Origin of the sequence: Duganella alba (assembly GCF_009674495.1) — a bacterium.
GTDB lineage: Bacteria > Pseudomonadota > Gammaproteobacteria > Burkholderiales > Burkholderiaceae_D > Rugamonas > Rugamonas alba.
In genome coordinates this window covers 37,561-54,897 of sequence record NZ_WKJN01000007.1, presented here as the reverse complement: position 1 = coordinate 54,897, position 17,337 = coordinate 37,561, and the positions used below count along the sequence as shown (strand labels likewise).

At 52.3% G+C, this 17,337-nt stretch carries 14 protein-coding genes; 10 read left to right on the top strand and 4 right to left on the bottom strand.

Annotated elements, in window-relative coordinates:
* Window positions 1-11 precede the first annotated feature (11 nt).
* From GJ695_RS08820 to GJ695_RS08810, 3 genes are read left to right on the top strand one after another with little or no spacing between them, the layout of a single operon-like run.
* Window positions 12-2,414, top strand: a complete 2,403-nt coding sequence (locus tag GJ695_RS08820; protein ID WP_154363922.1) for a 3-hydroxyacyl-CoA dehydrogenase/enoyl-CoA hydratase family protein — start codon at window positions 12-14, stop codon at window positions 2,412-2,414.
* Window positions 2,415-2,425: 11 nt separating this feature from the next.
* The gene (locus GJ695_RS08815; RefSeq protein WP_110846491.1) at window positions 2,426-3,622 is read left to right on the top strand and encodes an acetyl-CoA C-acyltransferase; all 1,197 of its coding nucleotides are present in this window, start codon (window positions 2,426-2,428) and stop codon (window positions 3,620-3,622) included.
* 56 nt (window positions 3,623-3,678) lie between these two features.
* Window positions 3,679-4,452 (top strand): enoyl-CoA hydratase, encoded by a 774-nt coding sequence (locus GJ695_RS08810; RefSeq protein ID WP_154363921.1) that lies wholly within the window; start codon window positions 3,679-3,681, stop codon window positions 4,450-4,452.
* An 815-nt stretch (window positions 4,453-5,267) separates the two neighbouring features.
* On the opposite strand, the gene GJ695_RS08805 is transcribed toward GJ695_RS08810, so the two are convergent.
* Complete coding sequence (locus tag GJ695_RS08805) at window positions 5,268-5,654, bottom strand: hypothetical protein (RefSeq protein ID WP_154363919.1); 387 nt, start codon at window positions 5,652-5,654, stop codon at window positions 5,268-5,270.
* 7 nt (window positions 5,655-5,661) lie between these two features.
* On the bottom strand, window positions 5,662-6,156 hold the full coding sequence (locus GJ695_RS08800; protein WP_154363917.1) for a hypothetical protein: 495 nt from the start codon (window positions 6,154-6,156) through the stop codon (window positions 5,662-5,664).
* Window positions 6,157-6,380: 224 nt separating this feature from the next.
* On the opposite strand from GJ695_RS08800, the gene GJ695_RS08795 reads away from it, so the two are divergent.
* The 7 genes from GJ695_RS08795 (at window position 6,381) to GJ695_RS08765 (ending at window position 14,907) form a co-directional block, all read left to right on the top strand.
* Window positions 6,381-6,629, top strand: a complete 249-nt coding sequence (locus GJ695_RS08795; RefSeq protein WP_154363915.1) for a helix-turn-helix domain-containing protein — start codon at window positions 6,381-6,383, stop codon at window positions 6,627-6,629.
* Between the two features lie 203 nt (window positions 6,630-6,832).
* The gene (locus GJ695_RS08790; RefSeq protein WP_154363913.1) at window positions 6,833-8,842 is read left to right on the top strand and encodes a hypothetical protein; all 2,010 of its coding nucleotides are present in this window, start codon (window positions 6,833-6,835) and stop codon (window positions 8,840-8,842) included.
* Between the two features lie 304 nt (window positions 8,843-9,146).
* Complete coding sequence (locus GJ695_RS08785; RefSeq protein ID WP_154363911.1) at window positions 9,147-9,359, top strand: hypothetical protein; 213 nt, start codon at window positions 9,147-9,149, stop codon at window positions 9,357-9,359.
* Window positions 9,359-11,401 carry an AAA family ATPase gene (locus tag GJ695_RS08780; protein WP_154363909.1) on the top strand — a complete coding sequence of 681 codons (2,043 nt, stop codon included), beginning with the start codon at window positions 9,359-9,361 and terminating at the stop codon, window positions 11,399-11,401. Before GJ695_RS08785 ends, GJ695_RS08780 begins: the two co-directional genes overlap by 1 nt.
* On the top strand, window positions 11,398-12,891 hold the full coding sequence (locus GJ695_RS08775; RefSeq protein ID WP_154363907.1) for an FtsK/SpoIIIE domain-containing protein: 1,494 nt from the start codon (window positions 11,398-11,400) through the stop codon (window positions 12,889-12,891). Before GJ695_RS08780 ends, GJ695_RS08775 begins: the two co-directional genes overlap by 4 nt.
* Window positions 12,888-14,030 (top strand): AAA family ATPase, encoded by a 1,143-nt coding sequence (locus GJ695_RS08770; RefSeq protein ID WP_154363905.1) that lies wholly within the window; start codon window positions 12,888-12,890, stop codon window positions 14,028-14,030. The genes GJ695_RS08775 and GJ695_RS08770 overlap by 4 nt, the downstream gene beginning before the upstream one ends.
* The gene (locus GJ695_RS08765; protein ID WP_154363903.1) at window positions 14,023-14,907 is read left to right on the top strand and encodes a hypothetical protein; all 885 of its coding nucleotides are present in this window, start codon (window positions 14,023-14,025) and stop codon (window positions 14,905-14,907) included. The genes GJ695_RS08770 and GJ695_RS08765 overlap by 8 nt, the downstream gene beginning before the upstream one ends.
* Before the next feature lie 69 nt (window positions 14,908-14,976).
* On the opposite strand, the gene dndE is transcribed toward GJ695_RS08765, so the two are convergent.
* Both dndE and dndD read right to left on the bottom strand, forming a co-directional pair.
* Window positions 14,977-15,363, bottom strand: coding sequence for a DNA sulfur modification protein DndE (gene dndE, locus GJ695_RS08760; protein ID WP_154363901.1), 387 nt, complete (start codon window positions 15,361-15,363; stop codon window positions 14,977-14,979).
* On the bottom strand, window positions 15,353-17,332 hold the full coding sequence (dndD, locus tag GJ695_RS08755; RefSeq protein ID WP_154363899.1) for a DNA sulfur modification protein DndD: 1,980 nt from the start codon (window positions 17,330-17,332) through the stop codon (window positions 15,353-15,355). The genes dndE and dndD overlap by 11 nt, the downstream gene beginning before the upstream one ends.
* Window positions 17,333-17,337: the final 5 nt, after the last annotated feature.

Below are 17,337 nucleotides of genomic sequence, written 5' to 3'. Positions count from 1 at the left end.
AGGAAACGACAATGACCAATTTCATCGTTAAAAAAGTAGCCGTGCTGGGCGCCGGCGTGATGGGCGCGCAAATCGCCGCCCACTGCGTCAACGCCAAAGTGCCTGTGGTGCTGTTCGATCTGCCGGGCAAGGAAGGCACGCCGAAAAACGGCATCGTGCTGAAGGCCATCGAAAATCTGAAGAAACTGTCGCCTGCGCCGCTGGGCAACAAGGACCACGCCGCGCTGATCGAAGTAGCCAACTACGAGGACGACCTGGCCAAGCTGGCCGAGTGCGACCTGATCATCGAAGCCATCGCCGAGCGCATGGACTGGAAGCATGACCTGTACAAAAAGGTCGCGCCGCACATTGCGCCTAACGCCATCTTCGCCTCGAACACTTCGGGCCTGTCGATCACCAAGCTGTCCGAAGGCTTCGACGCCGACCTGAAATCGCGCTACTGCGGCGTGCACTTCTTCAACCCGCCGCGCTATATGCACCTGGTCGAGATCATCCCGACCGAGTTCACCAAGCCGGAAATCGCCGACCAGCTGGAAGGCTTCCTGACCTCGACCCTGGGCAAGGGCGTGGTCCGCGCCAAGGACACGCCGAACTTCATCGCAAATCGCGTGGGCGTGTTCGGCATCCTGGCCATCGTCCACGAAGCCGAGAAATTCGGCCTGTCGGTGGACGTGGTCGATGATCTGACGGGCGCCAAGCTGGGCCGCGCCAAGTCGGGCACCTTCCGCACTGCGGACGTGGTTGGCCTGGACACCATGGGCCATGTGATCAAGACCATGCAGGATTACCTGCCGAACGATCCGTTCGCCGCCGTCTACAAAACCCCGGCCGTGCTGGCCAAGCTGGTGGAAAAAGGCGCGTTGGGTCAGAAGACCGGCGCCGGCTTCTACAAAAAAGTAGGCAAGGAAATTCAACGCCTGGACTTCGCCACCGGTGAATACGTCGCCGGCGGCGCCAAGGCAGCCGACATCGTCGCCCGCATCCTGAAGGAAAAGGATCCGGTCAAGAAGATGAAAGCGATGCGCGAATCGACCAATCCACAGGCGCAGTTCCTGTGGGCGATCTTCCGCGACGCCTTCCACTACATCGCCGTCCATCTGGACACCGTGGCCGACAACGCGCGCGACATCGACTTCGCCATGCGCTGGGGCTTCGGCTGGACCGTCGGTCCGTTCGAAACCTGGCAGGCCTCGGGCTGGACGCAAGTCGCCCAGTGGGTCAAGGAAGACATCGACGCCGGCCACGCACTGTGCAACGCACCGCTGCCAGCCTGGGTATTCGAAGGTCCGGTCGCTGAAAAAGGCGGCGTCCACACCCCTGAAGGTTCGTGGTCGGCTGTGTCGAAATCGTTCGTGCCGCGTTCGGAACTGGCGGTCTACAAGCGCCAGGAATTCCGTGCCCCGGTACTGGGTTCGGGCGAAGCCACCGGCCGCACCGCCGGCACCACCGTGCATGAAGACGACGACGTGCGCCTGTGGCACTCTGGCGACGACATCCTGGTGATCTCGCTGAAAACCAAGCTGCACGTGATCAGCCCGGGCGTCATCGCCGGCTTCAAGAAAGCCCTGGCGGAAGCCGAGAAGAACTTCAAGGGCCTGGTGATCTGGAGCGCGGACGCGGCCGACGGCGGCGCGTTCTCGGCCGGCGCCGACCTGCAATCGGCACTGCCTGCCTTCATGAGCGGCGGCGCCAAGGCGGTCGACCCGATCATCAAGGAGCTGCAAGACACCTTCATGGCGATGAAATATTCGAACGTGCCGGTGGTGGCGGCGGTGGCCGGCATCGCCCTGGGCGGCGGCTGCGAAATGGCGCTGCACTCGTCCAAGCGCGTGGCGCTGATCGAATCGTACATCGGCCTGGTGGAAGTGGGCGTGGGCCTGATCCCTGCCGGCGGCGGTCTGAAGGAGGCGGCACAACGCGCCTACAAGGAAGCCAAGGGCACCGACATCCTGCAATTCCTGAAAACCGGCTTCACCAACGCGGCCACCGCCAACGTGTCGAAATCGGCACTGGAAGCACAGGCCATGGGCTACCTGAAGGAAGACGACGTGATCGTGTTCAACCCGTACGAACTGCTGTACGTGGCCAAGACCGAAGCACGCGCCATGTTCGACAAGGGCTACCGCGCGCCGCTGAAGGCGCCGATCCAGGTCACCGGCCGTTACGGCTGGGGCACCATCAAGGCGCAACTGGTCAACATGCGTGACGGCGGCTTCATCTCCGCGCACGACTTCAAGCTGGGCGACATGATCGCGCAGATCGTCAGCGGTGGCGACATCGACCAAGGCTCCTTCGTGAGCGAACAGTGGCTGCTGGACATGGAACGCAAGGCCTTCCTGGAGCTGCTGAACCATCCGAAGACCCAGGAACGCATCATGGGCATGCTGCAAACCGGTAAGCCAGTCCGCAACTAAGGAATAAGACAATGAGCAAACAAGTTCAAGACGCATACATCGTCGCCGCGACCCGTACTCCTATCGGCAAAGCGCCGCGCGGCATGTTCAACAAAACCCGTCCGGACGACCTGCTGGTGCGTGTCATCCAGTCGGCGCTGGCGCAGGCCCCTGGCCTGGACCCGGCGCTGATCACCGACGCCATCATCGGCTGCTCGTTCCCGGAAGCGGAACAGGGCTTCAACATCGCCCGGCAATCGGTGCTGCTGGCCGGCCTGCCGAAGACCGTCGGCGGCGTTACCATCAACCGTTACTGCGCGTCGGGCATCACCGCCCTGGCCATGGCGGCTGACCGCATCCGCGTTGGCGAATGCGATGTCATGCTGGCTGGCGGCGTCGAGTCGATGTCGATGGTGCCGATGATGGGCCACCACCCATCGATGAACCTGAACATGTTCACCGACGAAAACGTCGGCATGGCATACGGCATGGGCCTGACCGCCGAGAAAGTGGCCGAACAATGGAAAGTGTCGCGCGAAGACCAGGACGCGTTCTCGGTGGAGTCGCACCGCCGCGCCGTCGCCGCGCAGCAGGCCGGCTTCTTCAAAGATGAGACCACCCCGGTGGAAATCATCACCCGCACGCCGGATCTGGCCACCGGCGAGATCAAGGTCAAGACCCGCACCGTCGATACCGACGAAGGCGCGCGTCCGGAAACCAGCATGGAAACCCTGGGCAAGTTGAAGCCGGTGTTCGCCGCGAAGGGTTCGGTCACCGCCGGTAACAGCTCGCAGATGTCGGACGGCGCCGGTGCGCTGCTGGTGGTCTCCGAGAAGATTCTGCGCGAGCACAACCTGACCCCGTTGGCCAAGTTCTCGTCGTTCGCCGTCAAAGGCGTGCCACCGGAAATCATGGGCATCGGTCCGAAGTTCGCGATTCCGGACGCGCTGAAAGCCGCCGGCATCACCCAGGACCAGCTGGACTGGATCGAGCTGAACGAAGCGTTTGCCGCACAGGCGCTGGCCGTCATCCGCGACCTGGGTCTGGACCCGGCCAAGGTCAACCCGATGGGCGGCGCCATCGCCCTGGGCCACCCGCTGGGCGCGACCGGCGCGATCCGTGCCGCCACCGTGGTGCACGCACTGCGTCGCAACAACCTGAAGTACGGCATGGTCACCATGTGCGTCGGCGCAGGCATGGGCGCGGCAGGCATCATCGAGCGCGTGTAATCACTACACCGCAATAATCAAGGGCGCTGCGGCGCCCTTGTCATTTGGAGACAGACATGGAAATTTTGAGCAGCATTGAAAACGGCATCCTGACGCTGGAATTCAACCGTCCCGAGCGCAAGAACGCCATCACCGCCGCGATGTACCAATCGATGGCCGACGCCCTGACCGCTGCCGAAACCGATGCATCGGTACGCGCGATTCTGCTGGTCGGCAAGCCGGAGATTTTCACCGCCGGCAACGACCTGGAAGACTTCATGAAAAACGCCCCGAGCAGCGGCGCGATTGAAGACCGTTCCGTGTACAAATTCATGATGGCCCTGAGCGGCGCCAGCAAGCCGGTGGTGGCGGCGGTGTCGGGCAACGCGGTCGGCATCGGCACCACGCTGCTGATGCACTGCGACCTGGTCTACGCGGCCGACAACGCCAAGTTCTCGATGCCGTTCGCGCAGCTGGGCCTGTGTCCTGAATTCGGCTCCAGCCTGCTGCTGACGCAAATCGCCGGCTACCCGCGCGCCGCCGAAAAGCTGATGCTGGGCGAAGCCTTCGGCGCGCACGAAGCGCTGGATATGGGCCTGATCTCGAAAGTGCTGCCGGTGGAAGAGCTGCGCGCCTTCGCCGAAGGCCAGGCCGCCAAGCTGGTCGCGCTTCCAGCGAGCTCGATCCGCACCACCAAGGCCCTGATGAAAGCCGCCCGCACCGCGCCCACCGCGCAAGCCATCGCCGAAGAAAACAAACACTTCGGCGCCATGCTGTCGTCGCCGGAAGCCAAGGAAGCCTTCATGGCCTTCTTCCAGAAGCGCAAGCCGGACTTCACGCAGTTCTCGTAAGGCGCTGACGGTCAACGGTCGATGACGTTGAGTGACACAAAAGCCGAGAGTTTCGTCACCTAGTAAGAGATTTTTGCCAAGAGACCTGAGATTGGTGGGGGAACTTTGAATTGGCAGGAAGAATCGGTGGACCGCTTACTTGCAGTGCATTTGCAGCTAAGTATGGCTCGATTTGGGCATGAAATGATTCGCTCTGCAATCCTGTACGTGCGAATGCAGAATAGTTGGAATTTTCCGCTGAATATTTTTTGAACTGTGTCTGGACCAGCTAGTGCGGGCTAATAAGTTCGTAGTCAGGGAGACATCATCAGCTGCTAAGGCGGTGATGTTCTCTCAATAATATCTTGCAGTTGGAGGGTCGTTGCTTCCTGCATCTGGTCGCAGAAAGGGCCGCGCGTATTACTTCCTTGCCTATGTTTTGGGGGATCTTTCCCGTATAGTTATCGCTGCAATCCGCTACGGGGATGATGATCCCGCAAATGCATTCGTTAATTTAAAGCGTGAGCAATGAGTCCTCCATTCACAGCCAGAGACAAAGAAGCAGCAATGCTCGATCGATGCCTACTTGTTGCGCGAGATACTGAAGCGAAAATCGATCCCGCGAGCGGGAGTGAAGCGAACGTTTTCCGCGTCGCCGCAATGGTGATTCAATCTCGGTACCCAGTTGAGGCCAAGGCCTTGATGGAGTGTTCTAATCGATATTTCGCTGTTTATCCAAACGAATGTGGACCCGTAGTCGAAGTTTTGCACCGAGGCGATGTCATAAGTCTGCCGAGACTCCGAGACGCGCTCACCCTGAAATTTCGCGGAGTGATTTAAACTGTTGGCCGGAGCGATTTCTTGATAAGTTCGATTCGTGCAGCACCGGTGCTGGGTTGTTTCACAAGTGGGACGCTTTCCTCGGTACCTAAGGCGCTCGAGCGGAGCCGGTCACGCTCAAGAGACAATGTGCCAAAATTTATCTTTGCTTCGTCATGGTCAATCAAGCCGAGCAATTTCCCCATCCGAACTGCCCCACGTAAATAGTAGATGCGGCAGTCAATTTGGATGAGGACGTCGTGCCTCTCAGATTGCGTGCCAAGCTTTCCAATGGCCTGCTGCAGCTTGCTGCGTTCCGCATCAAGGAGAAGCTCGAAGTAGTTATGAAAATGATCTCTTAGGTCTGACTCGGCAGAAGAATGGGTGCTATGTACCTTAGGCATCGAAATCTTAGTTCTTTGCGTTGATCAAGATTTTGAGCCTTGCAGCAGTTTCTTCTGCGTAACGCACAGACGACATGGGCATCTTAATGACAGGACGTTTTATGTCGTTGGTCGTGATCTCAAGGAAGACTTTGTCCTGCGTGGTATGTGCTGACCCAACAGTCACTATGCCAAACTGAGCGCCGTTGCCACTCGTTTTTTCGCGCCACGTAACTCGCCAAGATTGTACGAATTCGTAGCCAAGTACCTCAATACTCTTACCTCCCCTCGTGAGGTACGCAATCTTTCGGCTGGCCTGATCGAAGGCCAATGCGCCGCCTTCACGCAAGTTAACGCCGACGACCGTCGCTTTATCTTCCGGAGATTTCCCGAAGCTCGTGCCGTAGCGTTCGTTAGTTTCGGCCAGCAGGCGCCAAAAATTGGCGATACCTTTTTTCCACAACACTAGGAGAACCCAACCGAGCAGGATTGCAACCAGCACTACTGAAGTTGTCTTTTCCATCTAAACCTTTCCATCTAGAAGTGAGCGCGCAGATGTCATAGCTCAGAGGCTGCTGCATTACAGTCGCGGGCCTCTTTTGGGCGCTTATGCTTTCGACAGGATGGGCATATAGCAAAGGTAGACCCCCTCTCGAATTAGCAATTTACGCATAAATTCACAATATATTGTGAAGACTAAATAATAGCCGAAGCCCACCATTTCTACCAATATATTGGGAGAAATGTTTGGAGCCTTCTATCGCGTTTGGTCAAGTACTCCGGTCCCTACGACGCGAAGCCGGGCTGTCGCAGGAACAGCTTGCGTTAACCGCTGAGGTCGAGCGGAACTATGTCAGTTTGATTGAACGTGGTGTCAATCAGCCAAGTATCCGAGTGCTTTATAAGCTGGCTGACGCTCTCTGCATACCAGCTTCCCAAATGCTCGTACTTGTTGAGAGGAAGATGCGGGAAGCGTCGGATGCTGAGCGCACTTAGTCCCCTGGGACGTTATGCTGCAACTGATGGGGGATCGCCCCGTAGCTTATCGCTTTCATCCGGCATCTACCACGTGATCATCTAATGCACATGCCTCGCAACTGCTCATTGCCAATCACGCTCAGTATTTCTCATCGGTCGTTATGCCGTAGGCAATTGCCGGGAGCAGCTCAAGAAAATGTGGATACGTACGAGGAGTCGATATGAAGGAAATTAAAGCGATTGATCGCTGGCTTACCTCTTTGCTGCCGGAACTTGAGACCGGGGATAGTGTTTCGTTCGCTCTCAAGCTCGTAGCAGGCCTCACGTCTGACATACTGGTGCGCTTTCGAGAGAGAAAATTAATCCTAAAGGCACCAGCCGAATCAAGGATGGCCATTGCCAGAGTCCTTTATGAATCTACTGAAGCATCGATTGCCCATCCTGAACGAGAACTCTTTTTTAGATATCTTCAACTTGCGATAGTCATCGATTCATCTAGACTAAAATTATTGCAAAAAATACATTTAATGGTTGATGAATGCTCACCGTGCTCTCTGCAAGATTTGTTGGCGGCCGGGCAAGTTAGCTTCGATTGGATTTTGTCAAAATATCAATTCAATCGCGACGAAGAGCTTTCACGTATGTCAGTAGCCGAGCGAGAGCATTATTTGCACGAATTAAATGGGATGCTTAACGATACGACAACGGCGATTGCAAGAGCCATTAATGAATGGAGTCACGTCAATAAGCCGAATAAAGGGATTCGTCTAACAAGAGGTCAAGTTAGAAAAATGTCTAAAACGATGCTTGGGGTTATCAGGCTGGCCAGTGAGGTGAATACATTCGAATGGATCGCGGATTGTGTTACTTACGGTGATTTTATTGTTGATGAGAGTACCGTAACTCCTTTACGCGTACATCGCCTTCAATTTGCTGATGCTCGAAGACAACTATTGCGAAGGCTCGCGATTCGCCGTGAACTAGTGATGAAGTATAGTCAGCGTCGGATAGGTCGCTACGTTCGTGACATGCTTGCGGAGATGGAAAATGCGTCCCTTGACCATGCAGTAAAGCACTATCTTTTAAAATCAGGTCGGCCTATTTCAGACGTAGTTGACTTGGACCATGCACGCGCGACTAGCAAAGCATCTTTGATTCTGATTGATGCGGAGGATGACCTGCTTCTAGCCGCTGCAGAGCTAAGTCCTGACGCTCAATCATATTATTTTGCCGCGATGATTTTAAGGTGGTATACCGCAGGCGCAAACGCTGTAAGTGAAGCGTATCTAGCGATGAACAATGGAACGCGGGAGATTGCCGCTATTCCAGTCGGTAAGATAATTGAAAGTATCGAAGATGGTGCCGACGGTGATCGAATTAAAAATGCACTGCATGCTCAACTCTCTGAACTCCCCGCACCTAGTCATCAAGCGCTTGTTAGTCGTCCGTTCATACGGTTAGATGAGAGCACAGCCATGCCATTGCTTGGAGGACACCTAGGTGTGTGGAATGTAGCTGTGAGGGAATCTCTCATTCAGGGTGGTGTGCTAGGTAAAAATTTTGGAGCAATTTGGGAAGACTTTTTGGCAAAACAATTTGAGCAATCTGATTGGAAAATCGCTGGCCGAAATGTCAAGCTAAAGACAGATGGACGGCTTATTACGGATGTTGATTTGATTTTGCTACGCGGGGATTTGCTGTTGATAGTGCAAATCAAAGCTATGATAGGGTCCGGAATTACAATTTATGATCATTGGAAGAATCGACAGACAATTCAGTTTGGCTGTTCGCAAGCCAAAATTGCGGTCGATTTTTTTAAATCCAATCCTGGCTGGTTGGTATCAATATGTGGGAAGAAGTCGGTCGCAGAAATTAAATATATTCAACCCGTTGTTTTGACAAATGTCGACCAACTTAATGGATGGGTATTTGACGAGGTTCCCGTTATTTCCGAGTTGACGCGAAAGACAATATGTGACGGGTCAAAGGTTAATTACTTTGATGGAAGAACAGGTGAATTGAAACATACGCATCATTTTGTAAAGAAGGAAGATTTAGGTAGTGATGAAATATTGCGATTGATTCGACATTCGGTTGAGTTGGATATTTCTCTCGAGAGCTCAGAAGTTACGCATAGAGAAATAATTATTGGCGATTGTTGTTTCTTGTTGCCTGAATTCCTGATGCGTGAAGAGTCGGATGTCGCTTTTAGTTATGCACCGTCGTCATAAATTTTCAGTAGTGCATCATTTATCTAAAACCACGATAATCTTGCGGGTATTTCTCTTCACTTATTGAGGGACTTATTACCTATCTCACTACCTCACGGTGGATCATGGTAACATGAGGAAATTTTGATAATTTTGCCCAGTGGCATTTGATGGTGTTAAAGTACCGTCAAGATGTCGCACACATGAGGCTATTTCGTAGGAGTAGCGTTTTGTAATGTTGCTATGCGGCATCGAAAATAGACGAGCTTCCTAGCAAGCCTTCGGGTAATGGCTGGGCAGTTGAGGTATCACGAAAGAATACACCATGACCGAACGCCACGACGACGTCGAACTTATTGAGACCGCAGCGCGACGCTTCGGTGTGCCCACTGAGGTTCTCTCGGCCCTTTTGGCGCTTGAAGAATCTTTTCAGAACTTTACGGTATTCGGTACAAAGGCTGAGTTTACTCGTCGAGTCTATACGATTTTGGACGATGCATCGAGCGCGTCGAGTGCATCGAGTAAGGCCGAAAAATAATGGTTGAAACCAGATTCACTAGCATAGAGGTTGAGAATATTTTTGCCTATAGGGGCAGAAGTCGCATCGACCTTAGCGAATGTACTGACGAACGCAATGTAGTGATTGTTTCTGGTCGTAATGGAGCAGGAAAGACTAGCCTCCTTAATGCAATCAAGTTGCTATTTCTAAGCGCGGACAACGAGAACATACGCCGTGTCCTGTTTGCTAAAGCGCCTATAAGCCCTAAGCACTTTGTCGTTGGACTTACGGGCCGTTGGTCTGGGGTCTTTAACACTGCCGCTCCTAAAGATAGTCCTGCACATGTAGCGCTTGAATGGACAGAGAATGGACGAAAACTTCGAGCCGAGCGGGTTTTTGAGCGAGCAAACAATGTGCAAGGTTACACCGAAACACTGAACGTCACAGTTGACGGTAGAGCTGCTGAAGACGGGCCTGCGCTGCTTTTGCAACTTTTGCCTCAGGAAGTCGTTCCCTTCTTTTTCTTTGACGGTGAACAAATTCAATCGCTTGCGGATTCGGAAGTTGGGCGAGAGCAGGTGGAAATTGAGCGGTTGTTAGGTCTTTCGTTCGTGGCGACGATATTGCGGGAAATTGATCTGTATACCAAGGCGAGGTATCGTGCCGGTCTTCCTGGAAGTGTGTCTCTACAAATCACCCAAAACGAGAACAAGGAGCGCGAAGCGGTGGCCAAAATTGAGGCTGCGGAACGCGCTCGAGTCGCGTTAGAGGTTGAGATGCAGGACGAGCGTCGACAGCACTCTAAGCTCGATGAAGAGCGAAACCGTTTGCGCACAGGTATGTCAGAAGCTGAGCGAAATAGGATGATCGCACGCATTCGATTGCTCACTGGTGAGCGGGAAAGATTAGCAGTTGAAATTGCATCAGATTTGCCGCCCGAAGCGCCTTGGCTCACGAACATGGCACTTGTCCGGGATGCATTTAGTGCGCTTGAAGGCTATATGGGCGCTGGAACAGCCCCTGATGTTGCACGACGTCTTCGCAACGAGTTGCCTATTGAATTGCTTCGCCGGTTAGCAAATCAAAATCCGCCTGTTTCGTTAACGAGCGACCAGCAACTACAATTTCATCGCGATGTCGAAGAGGCTCTCAACGTGGCCGGCGTTGTCTCGCAGAAAGATGAGAACCCGATGTTTGCCTCTTTAAGTCCGAAGCAAGTTCGCTCTCTCCACCGAAGATTCTTAGTCTGGACTGATAGTGGCGAAAGCGTGGCATCTGCTCATGCTGATCGTCTCAGGACCATGCGCCAGATGACGCACGAGCAACAGCAAGCTGAACGGAACATGGATGAGGCTGAGATAACGAGCGATGAGTCCAGGCAGGAATTTAATAAGCTCACCGAACAGATGGGTGAGATTGACGCAAAGATTCAGCTAATTTTTCAGACGATCGCTAAGCATCAGTATGAAGAGGAACAGGCTCAAAAAGAACTATCAGCGGCGCGTGAAGCTACTCGTCGATTGCATATCCAATATGAAGAAGTGACTCGGCAAAATCAGGCCTACCAATTTGGTGGGAAAATTTCTCAAGCTCTGGAATACTTTAGAGAGCAAAAGCGCGCGCGCATTCGTCAGTCTGTTGAGGACCGATTAAATGAGCGCGTAGGGACTCTGCTTGCTCCAAGCCAGTTGATCAAATCGGTGGCTTTGGATAAACAATTTCATATGACGTTCTTTGACGAGCGTCAAAAGGAAGTTGCCCGGCGGAGTATTTCTGCAGGCATGAGGCAGCTGGTTGCGATGTCCATGCTGTGGGCATTGAAGGACGAAGCTAACCGTCCTCTTCCCGTCATAATTGATACTCCGTTAGGCCGCATAGATCGCGAGACGAGGGCTCTGTTAATGAGTGAGTATTTCCCTCGAGCCGGAAATCCCCTGATTTTGTTGCCAACAAATAGTGAGTTCAGCACTGAGGATGACCTGAACTTGGCAGGAAGAATTGCTCGGCGCTACCAAATCCAGAACAATGGTGGAGAAGAAGCCCGCATTGTCGCGTTGAATATACATGGACAACCTGCATGAGTAGCCTTTATTTTACTTCTGACGAGCGAGATTTCTTTGAGCGAGTGCGACAACACGGACTATTCCAAAAGGGGGCTCCAGCTTGGTTGACTGTTAGGTTTGCGCTCGCTCATTCCTTGCGCCTGGATACGTTGCCGGATTCAAGCTATGGAGTGCCGACAACTCGGGTTAGCGAGTTAGAGCTTGAACAAATCACGGGGTTTGACAAACCGAACCCGAGTGAAGATTATGACGACGAAATGCGGCTTTTGCTGTCGGTTCGGCATGCGCAAGATCTGTTTGGTGACGACAAGGCTTATCTTGATTGTCTTCAACGCCATGCACGTCGAGGGCTCGAACTAATGAAGGCTGCCTGGCAACCGAGTAGGACTTTTCACGATTATCTTTTGGATGAGCTCTATAGTGATGTTCAAGTCGGCACACAGACGGGCGAAATAGTCTCTTCAAGCTTCGATTTTGACGCGTTGATGCAAGGGTTAAACCAAATTGGAGTTTCGGCAGAAGCGGCTGCGCCTGAACAGGAAGGGCCTCGCCTGAATCGATATAGTTTGAAACTTGGAAGTGTTGAGGACTATGAGCGACTTCGGAAAGGGCTTGACGATTTGGCCTTTGCTATGGGGTTGGGAAATGCAGGCATCGCTTTCGCAAGAGAACACGGCGAAAGGCGCGTAATTGTTGACATACCTCGCCCTGGTGCTAGTTGGCATGACATAAGTTGGCGGAATGTGCGTTCTGCCCTCGAGCACAGGCCAGAGTCCCTTCCAGTCAGTCCGGGTGTGGACGTTCTTGGCAGGCCACTTATCTTTGATCTTGTTGAAGCGCCTCACCTCTTCATTGCTGGCGCAACGGGAAGTGGAAAGAGTGTGTGCCTCAACGCATTGCTGATGTCCTTGCTAGTAGCGAAGCGCCCACCTGAACTGTTGATGATTGATCCTAAGGGGGTTGATCTTACGGAGTATTCGCAGTATGCATTGCTACGGGGCAAACAGGTAATTACCGATATGTCTGAAGCTGTTAATGCACTTCGTGATGTGGTGAAGGAGATGGAGAACCGACAGGCAGTCCTACGGCAATATGACGCGCGTAACTTGGCTGAGGCACAAGCTAACGGAGCACAATTGGAACGCTTGGTAGTCGTGATTGACGAGCTCGCCGACTTTATGATGGGAAAGAGCGGGGCTGAGGAACCTCTTATCCGTTTAGCTCAGAAAGCACGCGCTACAGGCATCCATTTGTTGCTTGCGACGCAGCGACCTGATGCTGCGACGTTCCCAGGTTTACTACGTGCAAACATACCTAGTCGAATCGCATTAACGGTTCAAAAAGCAACAGACTCCAGAATCATCCTTGATGAAGGCGGAGCTGAGAAATTATTAATGCGCGGCGACATGCTAGTTAAGCTGGCAGGACGAGAAACAATGCGTGCTCATGGTGCGCGAATAGATTTGGCAGACATTCGTGCTGCCGTACTAGAGGTGAATAGGCGATGAATGCAAAGCTAAGGCCAACTCAATTTCGACTAGCTGGATTGACACTCGTCGACATGGGGGCACTTCGCGGTATAACAAAGTTTAACTTGTTGAGTCCTAAAGGCGAACCGATCAATATTTATTTGGTGATGGGTCCAAACGGTGCAGGCAAGACGACTATTCTTGATGCCATATTTGGAGCAATGCGATTACTTCAGGCCCGCGAGCATGCTGCGATTGGTATCGATGCAATCGACACCCAAGATGCCGGATTGCAGTTGGACGCTTTGGTTACATTGGACGATGGCGCACGATCGCGCATGTATCTATTGTCGATTGTGGCAGGGACACCAGGTTTGCTTCGAAGCTGGACCGATCAAGAGCTGCAAGATGTGGGGGCGGATACACAAATAGTTTTAATGTATAAACCCCGTCCAAGCGACCAGGTAGTTGTGCGCTCGCCAGAGTCACATTCAGAAGCGATCGAGTTTTCAGAAGCGATCATTGAAAGGATGGGAGAGCAAACTCAGGGCCTGTTCGATGTAGGAAACGGTTTCCCGACAGTTCTCTACTTCCCTTCTGATCGCGGAATTCGCCGCCCGCCGGAGCAGGCACGCGCGGTGACACGCCCTGATGGGCTTGGTTATCGGCCTGCACAAAGATTCGATGCCGATGGTGCGACTTGGGCATCGTCTATTGATAATTTGTTTGTGTGGTTCACATGGCTTGACGACAAGCGAGATGTCTCTTGCCGGGAGTTGGTAAATGAGCTGATTTTTCGCAAAACCAAGAAATTAAAAGCGGTCGATCGTCCCAGTTTAACTGTGCCGGTTGAGGTTGAAGGTGGTGCGACCCATCGACTCGATCAGCTAAGTAGCGGCGAACGACAACTCGTGCAATTCGTTGTGCGTGTAGCTAGCCATATGACTGGATCAACCGTCGTGCTAGTGGACGAAACCGAGCAGCATTTGCATTTGGTGATGCGGCGTCGCCTCATAAACATTATCAAGGAGTGGGCCCGTGATTATGAGGGAATGAGTTTCGTTTTAACTTCCCATCAAGCAGACTCAATGCGGATATTGGCACCAAAGCTAGAAGAGCCTGGCTTGGTTAAGGGAGGTTGTTTGGTAAAACCAAAATTCAAGCTTCAACATGACTAATATCGCAACGTTTGAGGATTTCGACTCTGTAGAACAGATCGCTGCGCATCAAGCTGGATTGGTGCGTGTCATTTTGGAAGGCGATACCGATGTCGAGCTGTTCGAGCGATATTGGTTTATTGGACGCCGCGATGTTTTCGATTTTGTTGAGGCTAAAACACTGGGCGCAGGAGCTGGTTGTACGGCGGTGGCCACTGCTGTGGCCAGCAGCATTGCGGATGGTGTGCCGGCAATTGGTATTGTTGATCGGGACACTCTTTTTCGAAATAAACAGTGGGCTCTGCTGTTTGATACCAATTCTACAGCCCTGAACCAAGGGTGGAATGGTTCAGGCGTCTATACTGCTTCCTTATGGGAGGTTGAGGCATATTTGATTGAGCCCGATCTTTTAAGTGACTGGGTGGGGGCTTCTTATAAAACTCCGCCGGCTCCTCAGGATAAATGTGACGCAGCGCTTCAACGAACGATTGATAGTTGTAAGTTCATGCTGTCAGCAACTCATTACTTTGCAGCGTTACATGAAGAAGGAACCGCCGCACCTAGTGTTAAAGCCTTTTGGGATCAGAGTATAGATAAACTTAATGCGGTCTGCGCGGCAGGTATCGGAGGGACTGGAGCAGCGGGTCATGCAACTGCAGCTGCAGTGTCGGCCCATATTGCTAGCGTACTAGCTGATCTTCCTGGCGCAGAAGCAGATCAGCTTCGTTTTCTCCTACGATACGTGGACACCAAACGATTGCTCAGTAGACTTGGTCACTCTCTTGCAGTTCAACCCGACTCTCATTGGACACTCGCGACTTTTATGAAAAGAGAGGGGCGACGCCCGCTCGAGCTCGACGCCATTCTTAACGACGCGGAAGCGGCGCTCGCTGCTTAGTTTAACTTGGTACTGCGTGTGTGAGGAGGCTGCACACAGTCCCTCGCTTTTTCAGGTGCACACCAACGTCTACGTATCAGCAGACATCAATTCATGCGTCAGGACCATCAATAAATCATCCTCTTTGCGGCTAGCGAGATAGGAGAGTCCCCTGTGTAAATGCAGAGCCAGGGTCTCTCGCAACGTTGCCTCATCAATTGAAATTCCATCGCGAAGCATCCTCAGCGCAAGCAGATTTAGATAAAGTGATTCTTGTCCGCCACTAAAAGTACGCCAATCAATCTCAAGCCCACCATTGAAATTAAAAAATTCTTTCGGCGGGATGGACTCATTTGCTAATGAGATGCAAAATGCATGACGACAAAGCGCATTATTATGCTCAATATTAGTTTTTCTCTTCAATGCAATGAGCTGATTTTTCGCACTCGCAGTTAAACGGATTCGATCAATCGGCATGTGTTGGTTCCTGTTCGTTTATTACGGTAGTTCGGTGTTCATCTTCGCTATACTCGAGTCGATGTTGTGTACCTATGAAAGGACGAAGTGCTTGGTATACGTCGCCATGCACCTCCTCGTCCGTCGATAAAATCAATACCTGATGCGAGATTTTCGAAAAGAAATTGTCGATTAGTGAATTTCTGTGTTTGTTATCCAACCGAGCCAATGGAGTGTCTACCACGACCGGGAAACGACCTTTTCGCTCTCGGATGAGTGCGCTTAGCACCGAAATAGCTAGGATTTGTCGCTCACCGGCAGAGAGACGCTCCATCGGTAGAAGATGTTGTCCAGAACCCTCGATTGAAACCGCATATGTCTGAGGGTCGATCACAACCCGGGAAATCATGTGTTTCTTCCGCAATAGTTTACGGAACTCGGCAGTGATCATTTCCGATAGCCATTGCGCTTTACTTGACATTAGTCGCTCTCTAAACTGAGTCAAGACTTGTTTTGCGCGCCCCGCAGCTTGCAGGCCATGCAGCTCCTGCGCTTCATCTTTAAATTCTGTACGGAGTTTTTCTTTGGCGGTATTTACACGTGACTCAATTTGCAATAGATATGTTCGCATCTCCGCAAGCTCATGCATGCAATCGTGCAATCGGTTTTGAGCATTGGCTAAAGATTGCGAATGCTGCTGTAAGAGCGCAAAGACCTGCGCAAGTTGCTCTTTTGCAGGAATTGTCCCGACAGCTTGCTCAGCCTTCGCAACCACCTTGCTAGCCTTCTCGCTGCCCTTCGCATGTTGTAACAGTAATCTGAGCGCGTCGTTTATTCGTTCGTCAACGTCGTGTGGATTCCCGCCATTTTCGAAGATAGTTGCTCGTCGTGTGGGCAGCCGTAAATCTGCTAAGTCATCCCTAAAAGTTTGCTTCAACAAGTCATAAATCTTTGGTGGTAATTTCAAAGATTTAAGTAGACGTTGGTCTCGCTTCTTAAATTCAGATGATAGAAGCTCTGCATTCCGCGACAACTGTTCCTTGTCCCAGTGGATTTTATACTCTTTCCATATTTCGCCTAGCCAAGCCATAGGTGCGAACGGATCGCTCATGGCCGCTGTTAGTGCCATGCGCGAGTCTTTATATTGCTTAGTAGCTGACTCTGCTTCGCTTTTCAACTTCGCCGCTTGCTCGAATGCTGTCAATCCACTTTTGCTTGCACGCAATTGGTAGCGTTCTAAGTCGATCTTCGCTCGATCGACTGTATTGTTTAACTCAGCTTGTTTCTGCGTGAGAGCAATAATCTTCGCGTGAACACCGTCTCGTTCCTGCTCATACCTTTCGGCCTCTGCTCGCAAATTGAGAAGTTCCGATGAGCCTTCTTTCTTTCGCGTATTCGCTCGCCGTTCAACAGCGCGAAGATCGGTCTCAAGTGCGTCAATGCCACCTAGCCCTAGAAACACTTCAGTGGCGCGTCGCAGAAGGTCAGGAAGACGTTCGGGATTTGCGAGCGCCTCGATCTTCTCCCCGTCGAACAGAAAGAGATGTACCAGTTCCGCAGGTAATATTGTATTTATGAATTCGTCCCAGCCATCAGCAAACTCGGGATCGTCGAGACCATTCGATAGAATAGATAGACTTTCGACTAAGGCGGTGCCGCGTTTTGTCCATTCCCGACGTAACGTTACCGCACGGTGATCACCAGCCATATCAACTGATAGCTTTACTTCGATAACTGAGTTGCCATGTGCGTCACCTCGCTGGAGGCTTGAAATCAAATGCTCGTACTCAGACCGTCGTGCTAGGTTGGCGCCCTTGTGGCCGTAAAGGCCTACTTGGAGCGCAGTGAGGAGCGTTGTTTTGCCGCTACCGTTAAGCGCCTTAACCAACACGACGGGACGTGCAGGCAACACAGCCAAGTTAATTAATTGGCGCTCGCGAAAAGGACCGAAATTCTCGATAGAGATCTCGTCGAAGGTAATTTTTGCCATTGTCA

Excerpts from the sequence above, each read along its gene's own strand:
- GJ695_RS08820 (WP_154363922.1), top strand. The coding sequence starts at position 12 with ATGACCAATTTCATCGTTAAAAAAGTAGCCGTGCTGGGCGCCGGCGTG.
- GJ695_RS08815 (WP_110846491.1), top strand. The coding sequence starts at position 2,426 with ATGAGCAAACAAGTTCAAGACGCATACATCGTCGCCGCGACCCGTACT.
- GJ695_RS08810 (WP_154363921.1), top strand. The coding sequence starts at position 3,679 with ATGGAAATTTTGAGCAGCATTGAAAACGGCATCCTGACGCTGGAATTC.
- GJ695_RS08805 (WP_154363919.1), bottom strand. The coding sequence starts at position 5,654 with ATGCCTAAGGTACATAGCACCCATTCTTCTGCCGAGTCAGACCTAAGA.
- GJ695_RS08800 (WP_154363917.1), bottom strand. The coding sequence starts at position 6,156 with ATGGAAAAGACAACTTCAGTAGTGCTGGTTGCAATCCTGCTCGGTTGG.
- GJ695_RS08790 (WP_154363913.1), top strand. The coding sequence starts at position 6,833 with ATGAAGGAAATTAAAGCGATTGATCGCTGGCTTACCTCTTTGCTGCCG.
- GJ695_RS08785 (WP_154363911.1), top strand. The coding sequence starts at position 9,147 with ATGACCGAACGCCACGACGACGTCGAACTTATTGAGACCGCAGCGCGA.
- GJ695_RS08780 (WP_154363909.1), top strand. The coding sequence starts at position 9,359 with ATGGTTGAAACCAGATTCACTAGCATAGAGGTTGAGAATATTTTTGCC.
- GJ695_RS08775 (WP_154363907.1), top strand. The coding sequence starts at position 11,398 with ATGAGTAGCCTTTATTTTACTTCTGACGAGCGAGATTTCTTTGAGCGA.
- GJ695_RS08770 (WP_154363905.1), top strand. The coding sequence starts at position 12,888 with ATGAATGCAAAGCTAAGGCCAACTCAATTTCGACTAGCTGGATTGACA.
- GJ695_RS08765 (WP_154363903.1), top strand. The coding sequence starts at position 14,023 with ATGACTAATATCGCAACGTTTGAGGATTTCGACTCTGTAGAACAGATC.
- dndE (WP_154363901.1), bottom strand. The coding sequence starts at position 15,363 with ATGCCGATTGATCGAATCCGTTTAACTGCGAGTGCGAAAAATCAGCTC.
- dndD (WP_154363899.1), bottom strand. The coding sequence starts at position 17,332 with ATGGCAAAAATTACCTTCGACGAGATCTCTATCGAGAATTTCGGTCCT.